20 protein-coding genes are annotated in these 15,372 nt (G+C 72.0%); 4 read left to right on the forward strand and 16 right to left on the reverse strand.

Features of this window, described 5'->3' with window-relative positions:
- Positions 1-128: 128 nt before the first annotated feature.
- Positions 129-647 (forward strand): hypothetical protein, encoded by a 519-nt coding sequence (locus ACSGDB_RS02665; RefSeq protein ID WP_434992638.1) that lies wholly within the window; start codon positions 129-131, stop codon positions 645-647.
- 6 nt (positions 648-653) lie between these two features.
- Here ACSGDB_RS02665 and pcp read toward each other — a convergent pair whose 3' ends face one another.
- A complete protein-coding gene (pcp, locus tag ACSGDB_RS02670; RefSeq protein ID WP_434992639.1) occupies positions 654-1,292 on the reverse strand; it encodes a pyroglutamyl-peptidase I in 639 nt (212 codons plus the stop codon).
- 65 nt (positions 1,293-1,357) lie between these two features.
- Here pcp and ACSGDB_RS02675 point away from each other — a divergent pair, with 65 nt between their 5' ends.
- Positions 1,358-2,404, forward strand: a complete 1,047-nt coding sequence (locus tag ACSGDB_RS02675; RefSeq protein ID WP_434992641.1) for an Rv2578c family radical SAM protein — start codon at positions 1,358-1,360, stop codon at positions 2,402-2,404.
- A gap of 12 nt (positions 2,405-2,416) precedes the next feature.
- On the opposite strand, the gene ACSGDB_RS02680 is transcribed toward ACSGDB_RS02675, so the two are convergent.
- Both ACSGDB_RS02680 and ACSGDB_RS02685 read right to left on the reverse strand, forming a co-directional pair.
- Entirely contained in the window at positions 2,417-2,872 is a 456-nt protein-coding gene (locus tag ACSGDB_RS02680) for an NUDIX domain-containing protein (RefSeq protein WP_434992643.1), read from the reverse strand.
- Positions 2,873-2,933: 61 nt separating this feature from the next.
- Positions 2,934-3,179, reverse strand: coding sequence for a hypothetical protein (locus ACSGDB_RS02685; protein ID WP_434992644.1), 246 nt, complete (start codon positions 3,177-3,179; stop codon positions 2,934-2,936).
- Between the two features lie 245 nt (positions 3,180-3,424).
- On the opposite strand from ACSGDB_RS02685, the gene ACSGDB_RS02690 reads away from it, so the two are divergent.
- Positions 3,425-4,690 (forward strand): MFS transporter, encoded by a 1,266-nt coding sequence (locus ACSGDB_RS02690; RefSeq protein WP_434992645.1) that lies wholly within the window; start codon positions 3,425-3,427, stop codon positions 4,688-4,690.
- Here the strand turns inward: ACSGDB_RS02690 and ACSGDB_RS02695 are convergent.
- The 4 genes from ACSGDB_RS02695 to infC all read right to left on the reverse strand — a co-directional run bounded on the left by ACSGDB_RS02695 (position 4,664) and on the right by infC (position 7,514).
- Positions 4,664-5,620 carry a TrmH family RNA methyltransferase gene (locus ACSGDB_RS02695; RefSeq protein ID WP_434992647.1) on the reverse strand — a complete coding sequence of 319 codons (957 nt, stop codon included), beginning with the start codon at positions 5,618-5,620 and terminating at the stop codon, positions 4,664-4,666. The two genes, ACSGDB_RS02690 and ACSGDB_RS02695, sit on opposite strands and share 27 nt — an antisense overlap.
- A gap of 42 nt (positions 5,621-5,662) precedes the next feature.
- Complete coding sequence (gene rplT, locus ACSGDB_RS02700) at positions 5,663-6,052, reverse strand: 50S ribosomal protein L20 (protein WP_043447574.1); 390 nt, start codon at positions 6,050-6,052, stop codon at positions 5,663-5,665.
- 94 nt (positions 6,053-6,146) lie between these two features.
- Positions 6,147-6,341: a 50S ribosomal protein L35 gene (gene rpmI / locus ACSGDB_RS02705; RefSeq protein WP_434992650.1), complete on the reverse strand. Its 195-nt coding sequence runs from the start codon at positions 6,339-6,341 to the stop codon at positions 6,147-6,149.
- A 102-nt stretch (positions 6,342-6,443) separates the two neighbouring features.
- A complete protein-coding gene (gene infC, locus ACSGDB_RS02710; RefSeq protein WP_434992652.1) occupies positions 6,444-7,514 on the reverse strand; it encodes a translation initiation factor IF-3 in 1,071 nt (356 codons plus the stop codon).
- A gap of 470 nt (positions 7,515-7,984) precedes the next feature.
- Here infC and ACSGDB_RS02715 point away from each other — a divergent pair, with 470 nt between their 5' ends.
- The gene (locus tag ACSGDB_RS02715; protein ID WP_434992936.1) at positions 7,985-8,302 is read left to right on the forward strand and encodes a DUF1844 domain-containing protein; all 318 of its coding nucleotides are present in this window, start codon (positions 7,985-7,987) and stop codon (positions 8,300-8,302) included.
- A 41-nt stretch (positions 8,303-8,343) separates the two neighbouring features.
- On the opposite strand, the gene ACSGDB_RS02720 is transcribed toward ACSGDB_RS02715, so the two are convergent.
- The 9 genes from ACSGDB_RS02720 to ACSGDB_RS02760 all read right to left on the reverse strand — a co-directional run bounded on the left by ACSGDB_RS02720 (position 8,344) and on the right by ACSGDB_RS02760 (position 15,312).
- Positions 8,344-9,654: an MFS transporter gene (locus ACSGDB_RS02720; RefSeq protein WP_434992653.1), complete on the reverse strand. Its 1,311-nt coding sequence runs from the start codon at positions 9,652-9,654 to the stop codon at positions 8,344-8,346.
- A gap of 27 nt (positions 9,655-9,681) precedes the next feature.
- Entirely contained in the window at positions 9,682-10,536 is an 855-nt protein-coding gene (locus ACSGDB_RS02725) for an SseB family protein (protein WP_434992655.1), read from the reverse strand.
- Positions 10,533-11,291 carry a bifunctional 1-(5-phosphoribosyl)-5-((5-phosphoribosylamino)methylideneamino)imidazole-4-carboxamide isomerase/phosphoribosylanthranilate isomerase PriA gene (priA, locus tag ACSGDB_RS02730; RefSeq protein WP_434992656.1) on the reverse strand — a complete coding sequence of 253 codons (759 nt, stop codon included), beginning with the start codon at positions 11,289-11,291 and terminating at the stop codon, positions 10,533-10,535. Before priA ends, ACSGDB_RS02725 begins: the two co-directional genes overlap by 4 nt.
- 64 nt (positions 11,292-11,355) lie before the next feature.
- Positions 11,356-11,514 (reverse strand): hypothetical protein, encoded by a 159-nt coding sequence (locus tag ACSGDB_RS02735; RefSeq protein WP_434992657.1) that lies wholly within the window; start codon positions 11,512-11,514, stop codon positions 11,356-11,358.
- 16 nt (positions 11,515-11,530) lie between these two features.
- A complete protein-coding gene (gene hisH, locus ACSGDB_RS02740; protein ID WP_434992659.1) occupies positions 11,531-12,169 on the reverse strand; it encodes an imidazole glycerol phosphate synthase subunit HisH in 639 nt (212 codons plus the stop codon).
- Complete coding sequence (gene hisB / locus ACSGDB_RS02745; RefSeq protein WP_434992661.1) at positions 12,166-12,783, reverse strand: imidazoleglycerol-phosphate dehydratase HisB; 618 nt, start codon at positions 12,781-12,783, stop codon at positions 12,166-12,168. The genes hisH and hisB overlap by 4 nt, the downstream gene beginning before the upstream one ends.
- A 121-nt stretch (positions 12,784-12,904) precedes the next feature.
- Positions 12,905-13,594 carry a DUF2461 family protein gene (locus ACSGDB_RS02750; RefSeq protein ID WP_434992662.1) on the reverse strand — a complete coding sequence of 230 codons (690 nt, stop codon included), beginning with the start codon at positions 13,592-13,594 and terminating at the stop codon, positions 12,905-12,907.
- 84 nt (positions 13,595-13,678) lie between these two features.
- Positions 13,679-14,773, reverse strand: coding sequence for a histidinol-phosphate transaminase (locus tag ACSGDB_RS02755; RefSeq protein ID WP_434992665.1), 1,095 nt, complete (start codon positions 14,771-14,773; stop codon positions 13,679-13,681).
- A gap of 71 nt (positions 14,774-14,844) precedes the next feature.
- On the reverse strand, positions 14,845-15,312 hold the full coding sequence (locus tag ACSGDB_RS02760) for a LysM peptidoglycan-binding domain-containing protein (protein ID WP_434992666.1): 468 nt from the start codon (positions 15,310-15,312) through the stop codon (positions 14,845-14,847).
- Positions 15,313-15,372 lie beyond the last annotated feature (60 nt).

Raw genomic sequence — 15,372 nt, forward strand, 5'->3', positions numbered from 1 at the left:
GCGGCGGGCCGTTCGCTGGTGCGGGCCGCGCCGTGGACAGGAAAACGCCGGGACGCAACGAAGCGCACCGGCGTCTCAAGTCTAGGCGACCCGTTCGGCGGCGCGGCAACAGCCTCTACGATGGCGGCATGAACCGCAGGCTCGTGCCGCTCCTCAACTGGATCAACCTGTCGACGCCGTGCGGCCTCGCCGTCGCGGCACTGTCCGGCTGCCGCGTCTCGCCCGGGCCGTACGGCATCCTGCTCGCAGAGGGCTACCGCCGTCGCCTGCCGAAGGCCCGGGCCTTCACGGTGGGCAGCGTGGTGCTGCTGCGGGGTACCGCGCCCCACACCCCGTCGCCGGCGTTCCTCCGGCTCCTGGAGCACGAGGGGCGCCACGCCCGCCAGTACGCGGCGTGCCTCGGCCTGCCCTTCCTCCCGGCGTATCTCGTCGCGGCGGGCTACTCGCTCCTGCGCACGGGGGATCCCGCCTCACGCAATTTCTTCGAGCGCGGGGCAGGGCTCTCCGACGGCGGCTACCGGGAGCGGCCGACCCGACCGCTCGCCGCATCGGTCGGAACGGCGGTCAGGACGTCGGTCAGGACATCGGTCGGGGCCGCGGCCGCCAGGGCGGGCCGGGTCGTCGACACCCGCCCCGACTCGCGGTGACGCCCGTCAGTGCTCCGCGCCCGCGGTGACGCGGGCGTCCACTGCGGTCTCCGCCGTCGTCGTCGCGACCACCGCGAGGGCCTCCCCCATCGCCTCGACGGCGAGGCCCGGCTGCCCGTGGGCGGCACCCTGGTCGGAGGAGAAGGGCACGTGGACGAACCCGCCGCGGATGCCCGGCCGGTCCGCCAGCAGGTGCATGAGCCCGTAGAAGAGGTGGTTGCACACGTAGGTGCCCGCGGTCTGCGAGACCTCGACCGGGATGCCCAGTGCGGCGACGGCCTCCCGGCACGCCTTGACGGGCAGGGTGCTGAAGTACGCGGCGGGGCCGGAGACGACCACGGGGTCGTCGATGGGCCGGTTGCCGGCGTTGTCGGGGATGCGGGCGTCGTCGACGTTGATGGCCACGCGTTCCAGCGAGACGCTTCCCCGCCCGCCGGCCTGCCCGACGCACACGACGATCGAGGGCTCGAACTGCGCGAGGGCGGCGTCCAGCACCTCGATGCTCCGCCCGAACACGCACGGCACCTCGACGGCGACCGCCTCCCTCCCCTGCGCCGCCAGCAGTTCCGCCGCGCGCTGGGCGGCCGCCCAGGAGGGGTTGGTCGATTCTCCCCCGAAGGGTTCGAAGCCTGTCAGCAGGATCATGCCCCCAGCCTAGACGCCGCCCCGGCCCCCGTGACGGATATTAGTACGCGTGTTCTAATTGATCCATGCGATGGGAAGGTCAGAAGATCACGGACGACGAGGCGCCCCAGGCCCCGTCGCTGCTGCCGCTCGCCGGGCTCGTCCGGACGGTGCGGACGCCCGATTTCGCCGGTATCACCTTCCACGAGGTAGCCGCGAAGTCCGTCCTCAACAGGGTCCCGCCGACGTCGTCGATGCCCTTCTCCTGGACCATCAACCCGTTCCGCGGCTGCTCCCACGCCTGCGTGTACTGCTTCGCCCGCAAGACGCACAGCTATCTGAACCTGGACACGGGACTCGATTTCGATGCGCAGCTCGTGGTCAAGATCAACGCCGCCGAGGTGCTCGCCCGCGAGCTGGGCCGGCCCTCGTGGACGCGCGAGCACGTGGCCCTCGGCACCAACACCGATCCGTACCAGCGGGCCGAGGGACGCTACCGGCTCATGCCGGGCATCATCTCCGCGCTCGCGGACTCGGGAACGCCCTTCTCCATCCTGACCAAGGGCACCCTGCTCGCCCGCGACATCCCGCTCCTGACGGCGGCATCGAGGTCGGTCGGCGTCGGCATGGGGATCTCCCTCGCGCTGGTGGACCCGGTGCTCGCCGAGGCTATCGAACCCGGAACGCCCGCCCCGAAGGCACGGCTGGCGCTCATCTCCCGGCTTCGCGACGCCGGGCTGCCGTGCGGGGTCATGGCCATGCCGATCCTCCCCTGGCTCACCGACGGCGACGACTCGCTCGACCAGCTGTTCGGGGCCCTGGCCGGCGCCGGGGCCACGGGCGTGACCGCCGGACCGCTGCACCTCCGGCCCGGCTCCCGGGAGTGGTTCCTGCAGTGGCTCGCCGCACACCACCCGCGGCTCGTCCCGCGGTACGAGGAGCTCTACCGCGGCGGCAGCTACGCGTCGAAGGAGTACCGGGAGTGGCTCTCCGGGAGGATCCGCTTCTTCCGCCGCAGGCACGGCCTCGCGGCGGGCGCCGGGTTCTTCCGCAACCTGTCGGCGGAGGGACCGGCGGGCGCCGTCGTTCCGGCCGCCCGCACGCCGGACCCCGTGCAGGCGTCGCTGTTCTGAAGGGCGTGCCCGTCAGGAGACCGCGCGGGGAGCGGTGGCCGCACGCAGCGCCGCGAGGATGGGTCGGTCGGCGGGGATCCACGGCAGCTCGTCGAGCTCCTCGCCCGGGTGGAGCGGCAGCCAGCGCAGGGCGTCGTGGTCCTGCAGCGGCTGCGCCTCGCCGCTCGTGACCTCGGCGAGCCAGACACGCATGGCGGCCCGCTCGTTGAGCGGCCAGCCCTGGGGGCCGGGCCCGGTGATCTCCGTGCCGAGCCGCGCGGTGACGCCGAGCTCCTCCTCGAGCTCCCGCAGCAGCGCGGCCTCGCAGCGCTCCCCCGCCTCCACCTTCCCTCCGGGGAATTCCCACATCCCGGCGAACTGCGGCGGCGCCGACCGCCGGGCGACGAGCAGACGCGTCGGGTGGCCGAGGGAGTCGACGACGGCCGCTCCCACGATCTGGAGGAGCTGGTGCGGAGGTTGCTGGGTCACCCGCCGAGTCTATCGACGACGCCCGGCACCCCGGGCCGTCGCAGCCGCCCGGGCGGCGGGCTCAGCTCTCCTCCGGGGACGCGAGCCCTCCTCCCGGTTCCGTGCGGTGCTCGGGATTGTCGCCGCGGCGGTACTCGCCGTGCGGACTCACGCCGGGCACCTGCTGTCCGGCGTTGAGCTCGGTGGACGTGTAGGCCTCCTCGGAGAACTCCGCCGCGCTCTCGGCTCCCGGCTCCTCCGGCAGGTTGATGTCCTCGCGCAGATGCTCGCTCTGCGGCAGGTGGTCGGGGGACGGCGTCCAGCCCATGGTGTGCTCCCATCAGTCGGTCTTCACGCGTCGTTCACGTGGACGATCTCCTCATCACCATGAACCCGACGACGACCGCAGCACAAATCCCCTCGCGCAGCTCGGCCCGGTTGCGTTTCGGGGCGGCGCCGCGTCGTCACCTAGGCTGGGACGGACGACGGCGTCCGCGCCGCCGTCCCGCTCCCCACCCCGGGCAGCCCCGGCGGCCGATCCTCCGTTCCCGAGATCCAGCCGCAAGGACACCCATGACCGCTTCCGCTCCCCCTACGAGCCGCCTCACCGGCCGGCCGCTCCTCCTCGCCATCGGCGCACTCGCGGTGGGCGGCTTCGCGATCGGCACCACCGAGTTCACCATCATGGGACTGCTGGAGGAGATGCGTGCGGACCTCGGGGTGGACTACGCGCAGGGCGGGCACGTCATCTCGGCCTACGCGCTCGGCGTCGTGGTGGGCGCTCCGGTCCTCGCCACCCTCGGGGCGAAGAGGCCCCAGCGCGCCGTCGCCCTGTGGCTCATGGTCCTCATCACCCTGGCCAACCTCTCGTCCTTCTTCGCGTCCGGCTTCGGCTGGATGCTGGCGTCACGGTTCCTGTCGGGCCTGCCGCACGGGGCGTACTTCGGCGTCGCCGCCGTCATCGCCGCATCGCTCGCCGATCCTGCGCGGCGGGGACGTGCCATCGCGATGGTGATGCTGGGACTCAGCATCGCCAACGTGGTGGGCGTGCCGTTCGCCACCTGGCTCGGACAGCAGTTCGGCTGGCGTTCCATGTTCCTGCTGGTCGCACTGATCGGGGCGGCGACGCTGGTGCTCATCCGTGTCTTCGTCCCGGACGTCCCCGTCCGGCCGGGGGCGAGCATCCGCCAGGAACTGGGGGCCCTCCGCCGTCCGCAACTCTGGCTGACCCTCCTCATCGGCATCGTCGGGTTCGGCGGGTTCTTCGCCGTCTACTCCTACATCTCCCCGACCATGACCGAGGTGGCAGGCCTCGACGCCTCGGTGCTGCCCCTCGTCGTCGCGCTGTACGGCATGGGGATGGTGGCCGGCAACATCGTGGGCGGACGCCTCGCGGACCGGTCCATCATGGGCAGCATCTACGGCGTGATGGTGGCCATCGCGGTGGTCCTCCTGGTGTTCCCCCTGGCGGCGACCATCCCGTGGACGGCCTGCCTGTTCGTCTTCCTGGTCGGCACGAGCGGATCGGCGCTGATCCCGCCGCTCACGGCCCGCCTGCTCGATGTCTCTCCGGGGGCGCCGTCGCTGGCCTCCTCGATGAACCATTCGTCGTTGAACACCGCCAACGCGCTCGGTGCGGCGCTGGGCGGCGCCGTCATCGCGGCCGGATGGGGCTTCACGGCACCCGCCCTCGTGGGTGCGGTGCTCGCGGTCCTGGGGCTCGGCGTCGCGCTGGCCAGCGGGAGGATGGACAGGCGCCGGACGGACGACCGCCCGGGACGCCCGACGCCCGGAGCGGCAGGGCCGGCCGACTCAGCGGAGGCGCTGAGCGCGGGCTGAGGCGTACAGGCAGACGGTGGCGGCGGTCCCGACGTTGAGGGACTCCGCACTGCCGTAGATGGGCACGGCGACCCGCGCGTCGGCGGCTGCTGTGGCCGCGGGCGGCAGGCCCTGCGCCTCGTTGCCGAACAGCCAGGCACCGGCGTCCTCCAGGCGCACCCGGGAGTCGTCGGCCGCGTCGGTGCGGGACGGTGCCTCGTCCCGGGCCGGACCCTGCGCGGTCCCCACCGTGGCGAACCTGCGCCGGGCGCTGGCGTCCTGCAGGTCGTCGAGGCTGGTGCTGCCGTAGCCGTCGGCGGCGAGGACGGTCATGCCGGCGTCGCGCAGTCCGCCCAGGAGCTCCTCGAGGTCGACGCCGAGCACCAGCGGGAGGTGGAAGAGGGAGCCCACGGTGGATCTCACGGTCTTCGGGTTGTAGGGGTCCACGCTGGCGCCGGTCAGGATGACCGCGTCGGCGCCCGCGGAGTCCGCTGCCCGGATGATGGTCCCGGCGTTCCCCGGGTCCCGTACCTCCACGAGGACGGCCACGAGGCGAGGCGCGGCGGAGAGCACCTCGGCGAGCGGGACGTCGACGAACCGGCACACCGCGACGAACCCCTGGGGCGTGACGGTCGACGATATGGCGGCGAGGACGTCGGCGGTCACGAGGCGCACCGCGGGCGCGCCGTCCTGCCCGGTGAGGTCCGCGATGTCGCCGTGGCGCTCGAGCGCGTCGGCCGTCGCGTACACGTCGACGACGACGCCGTCCTGCCCTGCCGCGTGACGGCCGAGGTGCAGGCGGAGCGCCTCACGGACCGCCTGGGGGCCTTCGGCCAGGAACTCCCGCCGCCTTAAACGCGACGGACGCCCGGCCAGACGTGCCACCTCCTTCACCCGGTCTGCCTGGGTGTTGGTCATCAGTGGCGCCTGGGGGCGTCCGTTCACAGTCATCGTCATCCGGTGCGCGGGCGCGGCCCGCGGCAGCCGATGAGCCTAGGCCGAGGCCTTGAGCGGTGCCGAGGTGTCCGCCGGGAGGGCGTCCTTGGCGATCTGCACGAGGGCTGCGAAGGCTGCGCCGTCGGTGACGGCGAGGTCGGCGAGCATCCGGCGGTCGACCTGGATCTCGGCGGCCTTGAGGCCCTGGATCAGGCGGTTGTAGGTCAGACCGTTCGCGCGGGAGGCAGCGTTGATGCGCTGGATCCAGAGGCGACGGAAGTCACCCTTGCGCTTGCGGCGGTCGCCGTAGCTGTAGACGAACGAGTGGAGCAGCTGCTCCTTCGCCTTGCGGTACAGGCGCGAGCGCTGGCCGCGGTAACCCTTGGCGCGCTCGAGGATGACCCGACGCTTCTTGTGGGCATTGACTGCCCGCTTCACACGTGCCACGTGCGTACTCCTTCAGTTCTTCTCCGGTCACGGCTTCAGCCGTGAGCGCCGCACCGTAGCGCAGCCGCTTTCCCGGGAGGGGGTGGATTGGTGGTTAGACGCCCAGCATCTTCTTGATGACCTTGCTGTCGGCCTTCGCGACGATCTTGTCGCCCGCGAGGCGGCGCGTCACGGTCGAGGACTTGTGCTCGAGGTAGTGGCGGCGGTTGGCCTGCTGGCGCTTGAGCTTGCCGCTACCGGTGAGCTTGAAGCGCTTCTTGGCGCCACTGTGGGTCTTCATCTTCGGCATGGGGACCGATCTCCTTTGGATAGCCGGGGCGGGTGCACCCGGAGTTCGGCACCCGAGGGTGCCTGCTGGTTGTTCGTGCCCGGAGGGGCCAGGGCCGGGGCCCTAGTCCGTGCTTCCGGGCTTGGGCCGGCTGGTCGGGCTCTTGGAAGGAGCCGTTCGTCCGGCGGGCTTGGGGGTTGCCGGTGGCCTGGGCGCTCCGGGCTTCGGCATGGCCATGGGCTTTGCTGCCACGGCCGGCTTCGGCGCGGGCGCCGCCTCCGGTGACGTGGTGGGCGCGGCGTCCCCGCTCCTGGCGGCCGGGGCGGAGGAACGGCTCGGCGCAGGACGCTCCGCCGCAGGCCTCGACGACGTCGAGCGCGGTGCCGTCGAGCGAGGGGCCGACGACGTCGAGCGCGGTGCCTGGCGCGCCGGGGCATGGCGCGCAGGTGCCGCCTGGGCCGGTGCCACCGGAGCCTCCGTGGGTGCCGGAGCAGCCTCCTGGACGGGAGCCTCGGGGGCTTCCTGCACGGGAGCCTTCGCGGGCTCCGGCGCGCTCCTGATCTCGTAGCCCTCGGGCAGCAGGTCCGCGAGGGACTGCGTGAGCGGCGCTCCGCTGGAGCCGGAGGTGTCGACCCGCTTGGACTCGCCCCCGGCCTTCGCGACCTCGTTGGCGGCCTTCGCCTCGGCACGCTGGGTCTCCCGGCGCGCTTCCGCCTTGGCCTCGGCCTTGTTCTTCGTCGGGCCGATCACCATGACCATGTTGCGTCCGTCGATGCGCGGCGACGACTCGACGATGCCGACCTCGGCCACGTCGTCCGCGAACTTCTGCAGCAGGCGGATGCCCATCTCGGGCCGCTGCTGCTCACGTCCGCGGAACTGGATCATGGCCTTGACCTTGTCGCCGGCACCGAGGAAGCGCATGGCGTGCCCACGCTTGGTCTCGTAGTCGTGCGTATCGATCTTGAGGCGGAAACGGATTTCCTTCAGCACCGTGTTGGTCTGGTTCTTCCGCGCCTCGCGCGCCTTGACGGCCGCTTCGTACTTGTACTTACCAAAATCCATGAGCTTGGCCACCGGAGGCTTCGCCTGCGGTGCCACCTCGACAAGATCCAGGTCGGACTCGGCGGCAAGTCGGAGCGCGTCCTCGATACGGACGATTCCTACCTGTTCGCCGGCAGGTCCGACCAACCGCACCTCGGGAACGCGGATACGATCATTGATTCTTGGCTCGCTAATGTGTGACTCCTGTGGATTCTCGAGCTGAAAACCGCCTGCAGACGAAAGAAGGCCTCCCATTGCATGCGCAATCGGAGGCCTCGACGACCGGTCATCGGCGATCGGTGGAAGCGTGAGCTTCCTGCACGATCACCGGCAGGACCGACCAGGAACCCGGCTACCTGCAATGCGACTCGAGGTCGCACCAGGCAAACGCGGGTGGGAGAGGACTCCGCTTGCATACCGGTGCATGGGCCCGTGCGAAGAGCACAGCGGCTAACAGCGACCGGTTGGTCTATGCCAAGCTTACCAGTATGAACACGCCACACGACAACCCGCAGCGCCCGCCCTCCGAAGGACCCGCCACCACCTCCCGCCGCAGCTTCTCCGAGGAGCAGGACCACAGCTCCGGTACGGCGGCCGAGGCCGAGCAGGGCGTCCGGCAGCAGATGCGGGACATCTCGGAGGTGGCGGCCGTGGAAGTCATCGTGACCTCGGCGGTCCATCTCATGAGTGCCGCCGCCGTGAAGTGCGGCCTGGGGCACGAGGAGAACGCCGAGCAGCTCAAGGACCTCGACGAGGCCAGGAAGCTGATCACGGCGCTGGCCGGCTTCGTCACGGCGGCAGCACCCGAGATCGGCTCCCAGCACGCGGGGCCGTTGCGTGACGGGCTCCGCTCGCTGCAGCTCGCCTTCCGCGAGGCGTCGATCATCCCGGACGCGCCCGGGCAGGGTCCCGGCGAGAAGTACACGGGCCCCGTCAACTGACCCGTCCCTGGACCCGACCGCGCCGCCGGGCCCAGGGAGGGTTAGCGGGAGGCGCCGGCGGTGTCCGGCGCCCGGCGGCCCAGGTCGCGCGCCAGGAAACCGGCGACGCCGATCAGCGCCCCCACGACGCCCACCACGGTGAAGCCCCCCCACGGGCCGACGGCGTCGATGACGAGACCGGCGATCGGCGCCCCGAGGGCGACGCCCGAGGTCAGCGCGGAGCCGTACCAGCCCATCGCCTCTCCGCGCCGGTCCTCGGCCACGAGGTCGGCGACCTTCTCGGAGGCGGCGGAGAGGACGGGCGCGCAGAGCAGACCCGCCGGGATGGACAGCAGGGCCAGCGACAGGGTGGTCTCGGCGAACCCCATGGGAAGGGTCAGCACGGCCATGCCGAGCAGGAGGAGCGACGGAGGGACCGGCCGGTGCAGGGCACCGTAGACGAGTCCGCCGACCACCGACGCGGCGCACCAGGCGACGAAGACGAGACCGAGCTGGCTCTCGTTCCCGGTCTGCTCGAGCGCGGCCACGATGCCCACCTCGGATCCCGAGAGGAGGAGCCCTGCACCGGCGGCGGTGACCATGACCATGACGAGCGGCACGGTGAGCCAGGGCAGCACCCTCAGCACTCCCCTGCGCAGCGGCGAGCCGGAGCGGCGCTCCTGCGGGCCGGCGTCCCCGGCACCGATGAGGTCGGCCGCGGCCTCGTTGAGCCCTGCCGGCGCGGAGGCGGCGACCGTGACGGCCGCGACCGTGACGGCGTCGGGCAGCTGCTCCGACCGCGTAGGGGGATTGAACCACATGAGGAACAGGCCCGCCGAGGCGGTGGCGATCCCCACCAGTGTCAGGCCGAGCACGGTGGACACCTGGGTCGCCAGGACCACGCCCACCGCGGGGCCGGCCATGAAGACGACCTCGGTGGTGATCGCGTCGAGCGTGAAGGCGGTGCGCCGCCGGTTCCCGTCCACGAGGACGCCGAGCGCCTGGCGGATCACCGAGAAGGCGGGCAGGGTGAAGAGACCGCCGACCAGCGCCGCGACGAGCAGCCACTGGTAGGACAGGTGCGGAGCCACGGACCAGATCACGGCTTCCGCGACGACGGACGGGACGAGCGCGCGGCGCAGTCCCGCGCTGTCGATCCGCCGGCCGCGCCACGGCGCGCCGACGGCGATGCCGATGGTGACGACGGCGGCGACGGCCCCCGCTTCCGCGTACCCCCGGTCGAGGGTCTGGACGACGTGCAGCGTGAGCAGCACCCCGGCGGCCGAGTGCGGGAAGCGCGCGATCATCCCGACGAGGAGCAGCCTCCGGACGGAGCGGATGCGCAGCAGGTCCCGGTATACGGCGAAGTTCACGTTGCGTCTTTCTGGCCGACGACCCCGTCAGCGGGTGAGTTTGATGTCGAGCGAGTCGACGCGGTCCACGAAACCGGTGAGCCCCAGGAGCCTCCCGCGGAAGGAGGCGACGGCGTCGCGCACCCCCTCGGGCGACAGCCCCGGGCGGAGCTGGAGATCCATCCGGAGTTCCGGGCCCGGCCCCCCACCGGAGGCAATGCTACCTCCGGCCGTCCGCGTCAGCACCCCGCCCGCCGGGCGCAGGCCGACCGTGAGGATGTCCTCCTCGTGGCGGGCCGCCTCCTCGACGAGCGACGCCAGCGCAGGATCCTCGTACGACGGCGTCCACGGGACCTGCTGGGCGAGGGACCACACGGCCGGTCGCCGCAGCACGAAGGTGAGGTCGGCGCCCGGGTCGAGCACCATCAGCTGCGCGTCCTCGGCGGCGGCCGCGAGGGCGGCCCGGGACGCGTAGGCGGCGACGGGCCGGGCCTCGCGGTGCCAGCGGGCCAGCGCGGCGGTCGAGGAGAAGACCGGGAGGGCCTTCCGGCCGTCCGGCGCCGCGAGGGTGACGAGCGCCATCTCGGCCTCCTTGTCGGCGTGCAGCCCGGTGGCGGCCTCGGCCTGCTCGCTGAGCCGGGCGACGATGGGGATGAACACCCTGGCCGTGGTGAGGGCCCCGAACACGGCCCGCTCGGCGTCCCCCGGTCGGCCCTCGGAGCTCAGGAGCCCGGTCAGCGCCGCAGTGAGCCCGGGATCGGCCGTGCCGTCGTCGTCGTCGAAGGCGTGCAGCGGGTTCTCCGGACCGGACAGGTCCCGACCCGCCCACGGCTGTCCGGCGGAATCGGTCGTGTTGCCCGCGAGGGCCGCGGCGATATGGGCGGGAAGCTGCCGGCCGCTCACGCGTCCGAGGCGGGCAGCCCTGCCACGTCCAGGGCCTGCGGCAGGGTGAAGGCCCCGGCGTAGAGGGCCTTGCCGACGATCGCGCCCTCGAGCCCGAGGGGCACGAGCTCGCGGAGGGCGGCGATGTCATCGAGGCTGGAGATACCGCCCGAGGCGACGACCGGACGCGTGGTCTTCGCGAGCACGTCCCTCAGGAGGGCGAGGTTCGGGCCCTTGAGCGTGCCGTCCTTCGTCACGTCCGTCACCACGTAGCGTGCGCAGCCGGCATCCTCGAGGCGCTGGAGGACCTCCCACAGGTCGCCACCCTCCTGGGTCCAGCCGCGCGCCGCGAGGGTGGTCCCCCGGACGTCGAGCCCGACGGCGATGGCGTCCCCGTACCGGGCGATCGCCCGCTCCGTCCACTGGGGGTCCTCCAGCGCCGCCGTGCCGAGATTGACGCGCGTGGCCCCCAGTTCGAGGGCGGCCTCCAGCGACGCGTCGTCGCGGATACCCCCCGAGAGCTCCACCTTGATGTCGAGGTGCCGGACGACGCGCTCGAGCAGTTCCTTGTTGGAGCCGCGGCCGAAGGCGGCGTCGAGGTCCACGAGGTGCACCCACTCGGCGCCGGCGTCCTGCCAGGCGCGGGCGGCGTCCACCGGATCGCCGTAGCCGGTCTCGCTTCCCGCCTCGCCCTGGACCAGGCGGACGGCCTGGCCGTCGGCGACGTCGACGGCGGGAAGGAGCTCGAGGAGGGGCGATTCGGTGAAGGGGCTCATGGTCTGCTTTCGTACGGGCGGCGGGGCCGCGGTGGAGGAGCGGGTCGGGGCGGTGCCGGGCGGGTCAGTCGCCGGGCGGCGTGAACAGGTAGGCGGCCAGGAGCGCCATGCCGGCGAGGGCGAGGAAGGCGATCCAGACCCCGCGCGGGAACTCCTGGCCGCGCAGGGAGAAGGCGCCGCCGATGAGGAGGCCGGCGACGCCCATGAGCAGGAGGCTCAGCATCGGGTTCCCACCGGGATCAGCGCAGTCCGTCGATCCAGTTGCGCAGGAGCTGGGCCCCGGCCTCACCGGACTTCTCGGGGTGGAACTGGGTGGCGCTGAGCGGGCCGTTCTCGACGGCGGCGATGAACCGTCCGCCGTGGTCCGACCAGGTGACCTGGGGCGGCTTCATGGCGGGCTGGGTGACGTCGAAGGACCAGTCCTGCACGCCGTAGGAGTGCACGAAGTAGAACCGTTCGTCCGCGAGGCCGTCGAACAGGACGGTGTCCTCCGGCGGGTCCACGGTGTTCCAGCCCATGTGCGGCACCACGTCCGCCTTGAGGCGTTCGACGGTGCCGGGCCACTCGCCCATGCCGGGCGTGCGCACGCCGTGCTCCACGCCCTCGTCGAAGAGCACCTGGAGGCCCACGCAGATCCCGAGCACGGGACGGCCGCCGGCGACACGGCGCCCGATCATCCGCAGGGCGTCGACGTCCTTCAGACCTTTCATGACGGCGGCGAAGGCGCCGACGCCGGGGACGAGCAGCCCGTCGGCGTTCAGGACGTCGTCGGGCTTGGAACTGAGGACGACGTCGGCACCCACGTGTTCGAGGGCGCGCACCACGGAGCGGACGTTGCCCGACCCGTAGTCGAGGACCGTGACGGTGCGGGCGCTCACAGCGCGCCCTTCGTGGAGGGGATCCCCTCGACCCGCGGATCCGGCTCGACCGCCGCGCGGAGTGCCCGGGCGAGGGCCTTGAACTGCGCCTCCACGATGTGGTGCGGATCGCGGCCGGCGATGACGGTGACGTGCAGGCAGATCTGGGCGTGCAGTGCGAGCGCCTCGAACACGTGACGCGTCAGCGATCCGGTGAAGTGCCCGCCGATGAGGTGGTACTCCTGGCCGGCCGGTTCCCCGCCGTGCACGAGGAAGGGACGCCCCGAGATGTCGACGACGGCGTTGGCGAGGGCCTCGTCGAGAGGCACGGTCGCCTCGCCGAAGCGCCGGATCCCGGCCTTCGTGCCGAGGGCGATGCGCAGGGCCTCGCCGATCGCGATGGCCGTGTCCTCCACCGTGTGGTGGACGTCGATGTGGGTGTCGCCGGAAGACCTGATGGTCAGGTCGATGAGCGAGTGCTTCGACAGTGCGGTGAGCATGTGGTCGTAGAACGGCACCGTGGTGTCGATCGACGAGGTCCCGGTGCCGTCGAGGTCGAGTTCCACGAGGACCGAGGACTCGCTCGTGACGCGCTCGATACGGGCCGTACGGCCGCGGGCGGCATCAACAGTCATAACATCTTCCTTCTGTGCGCGTGATTCAGGCGCGGATCGACGTGGGGCCAGGACGGGCGGCGCGAGCCACCCGGCGGTCCTGCCCTTCAATTCTAGGGTGTACGCGCACGCCGGGTTCGCGTCAGCGCACCCCGCTGCTCCGGCGCGGTCCGAACCGCTGCTCCGCGGGAAGGGTCGATGGTCCCACGAAGCGGGCCAGCCACTCGTGCAGCGCGGCCGGTTCCCGCAGGAGCTCGTCGATGGCTGCCGCGGCGGAGGCGACGTCCACCCAGGCGGGCCTGCGCACGCGGTGGTTGACCTCGAGGCCCTTCCACCGGAGCAGATCGGCGCGGGGATGGCCCGCCGCGTAGCCCCGTGGGACGCGCTTCAGCGGTTCCGCCCGACCGGGACGGATCATCATCCCCCGCCCCGCGACAGCGCCGATCGCTGCGATCAGGGCCGGACCCGAGACGTCGTCGGCGACCGCGGCGCGGAAGTGGGCGAGCTGGTCCGCTGCGGGGAACGGCAGGCCGGTGGCCACCAGTAGGCCGAGGCTGCTCACGCGGAGGAACGCACCCACCCCGTCCGGCCGTTCGGCGACGGCGCCGATGAAGGTCTTGTACGGCGGGCTGTCCGCCCGGAACCGGACGTCGTTGTACGGGCGGTGGATCCGCCAGTCCGAGAAGACCGTCAGGGCCGCGCACACGGCGGTGAAGACCGGCCGGACGCCCACGTCGTACAACCTGCGCTGTCGAGCCCAGAACTCGGGGGTGTTGTCCGCCTCCAGCCGCGCGAAGAACGCCTGCGCCTCATCGAAGATCGGACGATCCATGCGAGCCATGATGGGCGATGCGCCCGGCCGGTGCAAGGGCCGCCCGGGCCACGCAGGTGCCCCGGGCCCGGCCCGGGATCCGCGTCAGAGCAGCGCTGCCAGCGCCGTCAGGAAAGCCGTCGTCTCCTCCTCCGTGCCGGCCGTGACGCGCAGGGAGCCCGGGATACCGACATCCCGGATGAGGACGCCCGCCTCCAGGAGTCCCTGCCAGATGCGGTGCGGATCCTCGAGGCCCGAGAAGAAGACGAAGTTCGAATCCGACCGCGCCGGCGAGAGCCCGAGCGCCTCGAGTTCCCGCACGATGCGGTCCCGCTGCACCTTGATCGCCTCGACGTTCGCCAGGAGCGTGTCCGCGTGGGTGAGGGCGGCGTTCGCGGCCGCCTGGGTGATGGCGGAGAGGTGGTACGGCAACCGGACGAGCCGCAGGGCGTCGGTGACCTCCGGCGCGGCCGCGAGGTAGCCGATCCTCGCCCCGGCGAGGGCGAAGGCCTTGCTCATGGTCCGGGACACGAGCAGGCGCGGGCGTCCGGGAAGAAGGGTGAGGGCGCTCGCCGTGCCGGCCTGCGCGAATTCGCCGTAGGCCTCGTCCACGATGATGATGGCGCGCGCATCCTCGCCGGCCTCGTAGGCGGCCTCGACCACGTCGAGGCCCAGCGCCGTGCCGGTCGGGTTGTTCGGCGAGCACAGGAACACGATGTTCGCTCCCGAGGCGCGGACCGCGGCCGCGGTGTCCTCCGGCGTCATGGTGTAGGCGGCACCGCGCGCGGCCGTGACGTAGCGCGTGCCCGTCCCGCTCGCGAGCAGCGGGTACATCGAGTAGGTGGGAGGGAAGCCGAGCGCGGTACGTCCGGGGCCTCCGAAGGCCTGGAGGACCTGCTGGAGCACCTCGTTGGAGCCGTTGGCCGCCCACAGCTGCTCGGGCGTCAGTCCGTGCCCGAGGTAGTCCGCGAGGTTCTTCCGCAGTTCCGTGAACTCGCGGTCGGGGTACCGGTTGAGTCCCCGGGTCGCCGCCGAGACGGCCTCCACGATCGCCGCGTGGACGTCGGCCGGGACGCCGTAGGTGTTCTCGTTGACGTTGAGCAGGATGGGGACGTCCAGTTGCGGGGCGCCGTACGGGTGCAGCCCGACGAGGTCGTCACGCAGGGGAAGGTTGGCCAGGGCTTCGACGGAGGAGGACACCACTTCAGGTTAAGGGATGCCGTCTTCGACGGACGAATGATCCACGTGCCCGCGGCCCGGTAGGGTGCGGTTCACCCGGCAGCGGGTACCGCGATGCTCTGCCCGGCCTGCACCACGGAGCTGTGCAGATCGTTGAGCTCCACGATCTCCGCGACGACCTCCCGGGGGTCGCGGTCCGGCGCGTAGGTCACGGCGAGGTCCCACAGGGTCTCCCCGGTGGAGACGTTCACATCGACCGTGGCCGTGGACGTGGGTGCCAACTCCCCCGCCCTGGCCTCGGAGGTCAGGAACGCCGCGAGGAGAATCAGCGCCGCGACGCCGAGGGCGATCGGCAGGCCGACCAGCAGCAGGCGGCCCCGCCGGGTCAGCGTCAGGGGGCGGTCCGCACTCCGCTGCGTGGAGGTACGAACCGGGCCGGGACCGGAGGCTGCCGCGGAGGGCACGGGGACGGTGGGGAGGGGCGTGGGGAGGAGCCTGAGATGGTTCTCGGCCCGAGCGGGCGTCCACAGCGAGCTGCCATGCAGTGCGGGTGTAACCATTGCCGTTCCTCTTTCCTTCGAATGTCCGCGCCGGACGACCGTCCGATTCGAACAAACGTT

It is taken from the genome of Arthrobacter sp. Ld5, assembly GCF_051172775.1.
Classification (GTDB): domain Bacteria; phylum Actinomycetota; class Actinomycetes; order Actinomycetales; family Micrococcaceae; genus Arthrobacter_D.

Bases quoted from the DNA above. Each gene is read 5' to 3' on its own strand.
- ACSGDB_RS02665 (WP_434992638.1), top strand. From the start codon at position 129: ATGAACCGCAGGCTCGTGCCGCTCCTCAACTGGATCAACCTGTCGACG.
- pcp (WP_434992639.1), bottom strand. From the start codon at position 1,292: ATGATCCTGCTGACAGGCTTCGAACCCTTCGGGGGAGAATCGACCAAC.
- ACSGDB_RS02675 (WP_434992641.1), top strand. From the start codon at position 1,358: ATGCGATGGGAAGGTCAGAAGATCACGGACGACGAGGCGCCCCAGGCC.
- ACSGDB_RS02685 (WP_434992644.1), bottom strand. From the start codon at position 3,179: ATGGGCTGGACGCCGTCCCCCGACCACCTGCCGCAGAGCGAGCATCTG.
- ACSGDB_RS02690 (WP_434992645.1), top strand. From the start codon at position 3,425: ATGACCGCTTCCGCTCCCCCTACGAGCCGCCTCACCGGCCGGCCGCTC.
- ACSGDB_RS02695 (WP_434992647.1), bottom strand. From the start codon at position 5,620: ATGACTGTGAACGGACGCCCCCAGGCGCCACTGATGACCAACACCCAG.
- rpmI (WP_434992650.1), bottom strand. From the start codon at position 6,341: ATGCCGAAGATGAAGACCCACAGTGGCGCCAAGAAGCGCTTCAAGCTC.
- ACSGDB_RS02715 (WP_434992936.1), top strand. From the start codon at position 7,985: ATGCGGGACATCTCGGAGGTGGCGGCCGTGGAAGTCATCGTGACCTCG.
- priA (WP_434992656.1), bottom strand. From the start codon at position 11,291: ATGAGCCCCTTCACCGAATCGCCCCTCCTCGAGCTCCTTCCCGCCGTC.
- ACSGDB_RS02735 (WP_434992657.1), bottom strand. From the start codon at position 11,514: ATGCTGAGCCTCCTGCTCATGGGCGTCGCCGGCCTCCTCATCGGCGGC.
- hisB (WP_434992661.1), bottom strand. From the start codon at position 12,783: ATGACTGTTGATGCCGCCCGCGGCCGTACGGCCCGTATCGAGCGCGTC.
- ACSGDB_RS02750 (WP_434992662.1), bottom strand. From the start codon at position 13,594: ATGGATCGTCCGATCTTCGATGAGGCGCAGGCGTTCTTCGCGCGGCTG.
- ACSGDB_RS02760 (WP_434992666.1), bottom strand. From the start codon at position 15,312: ATGGTTACACCCGCACTGCATGGCAGCTCGCTGTGGACGCCCGCTCGG.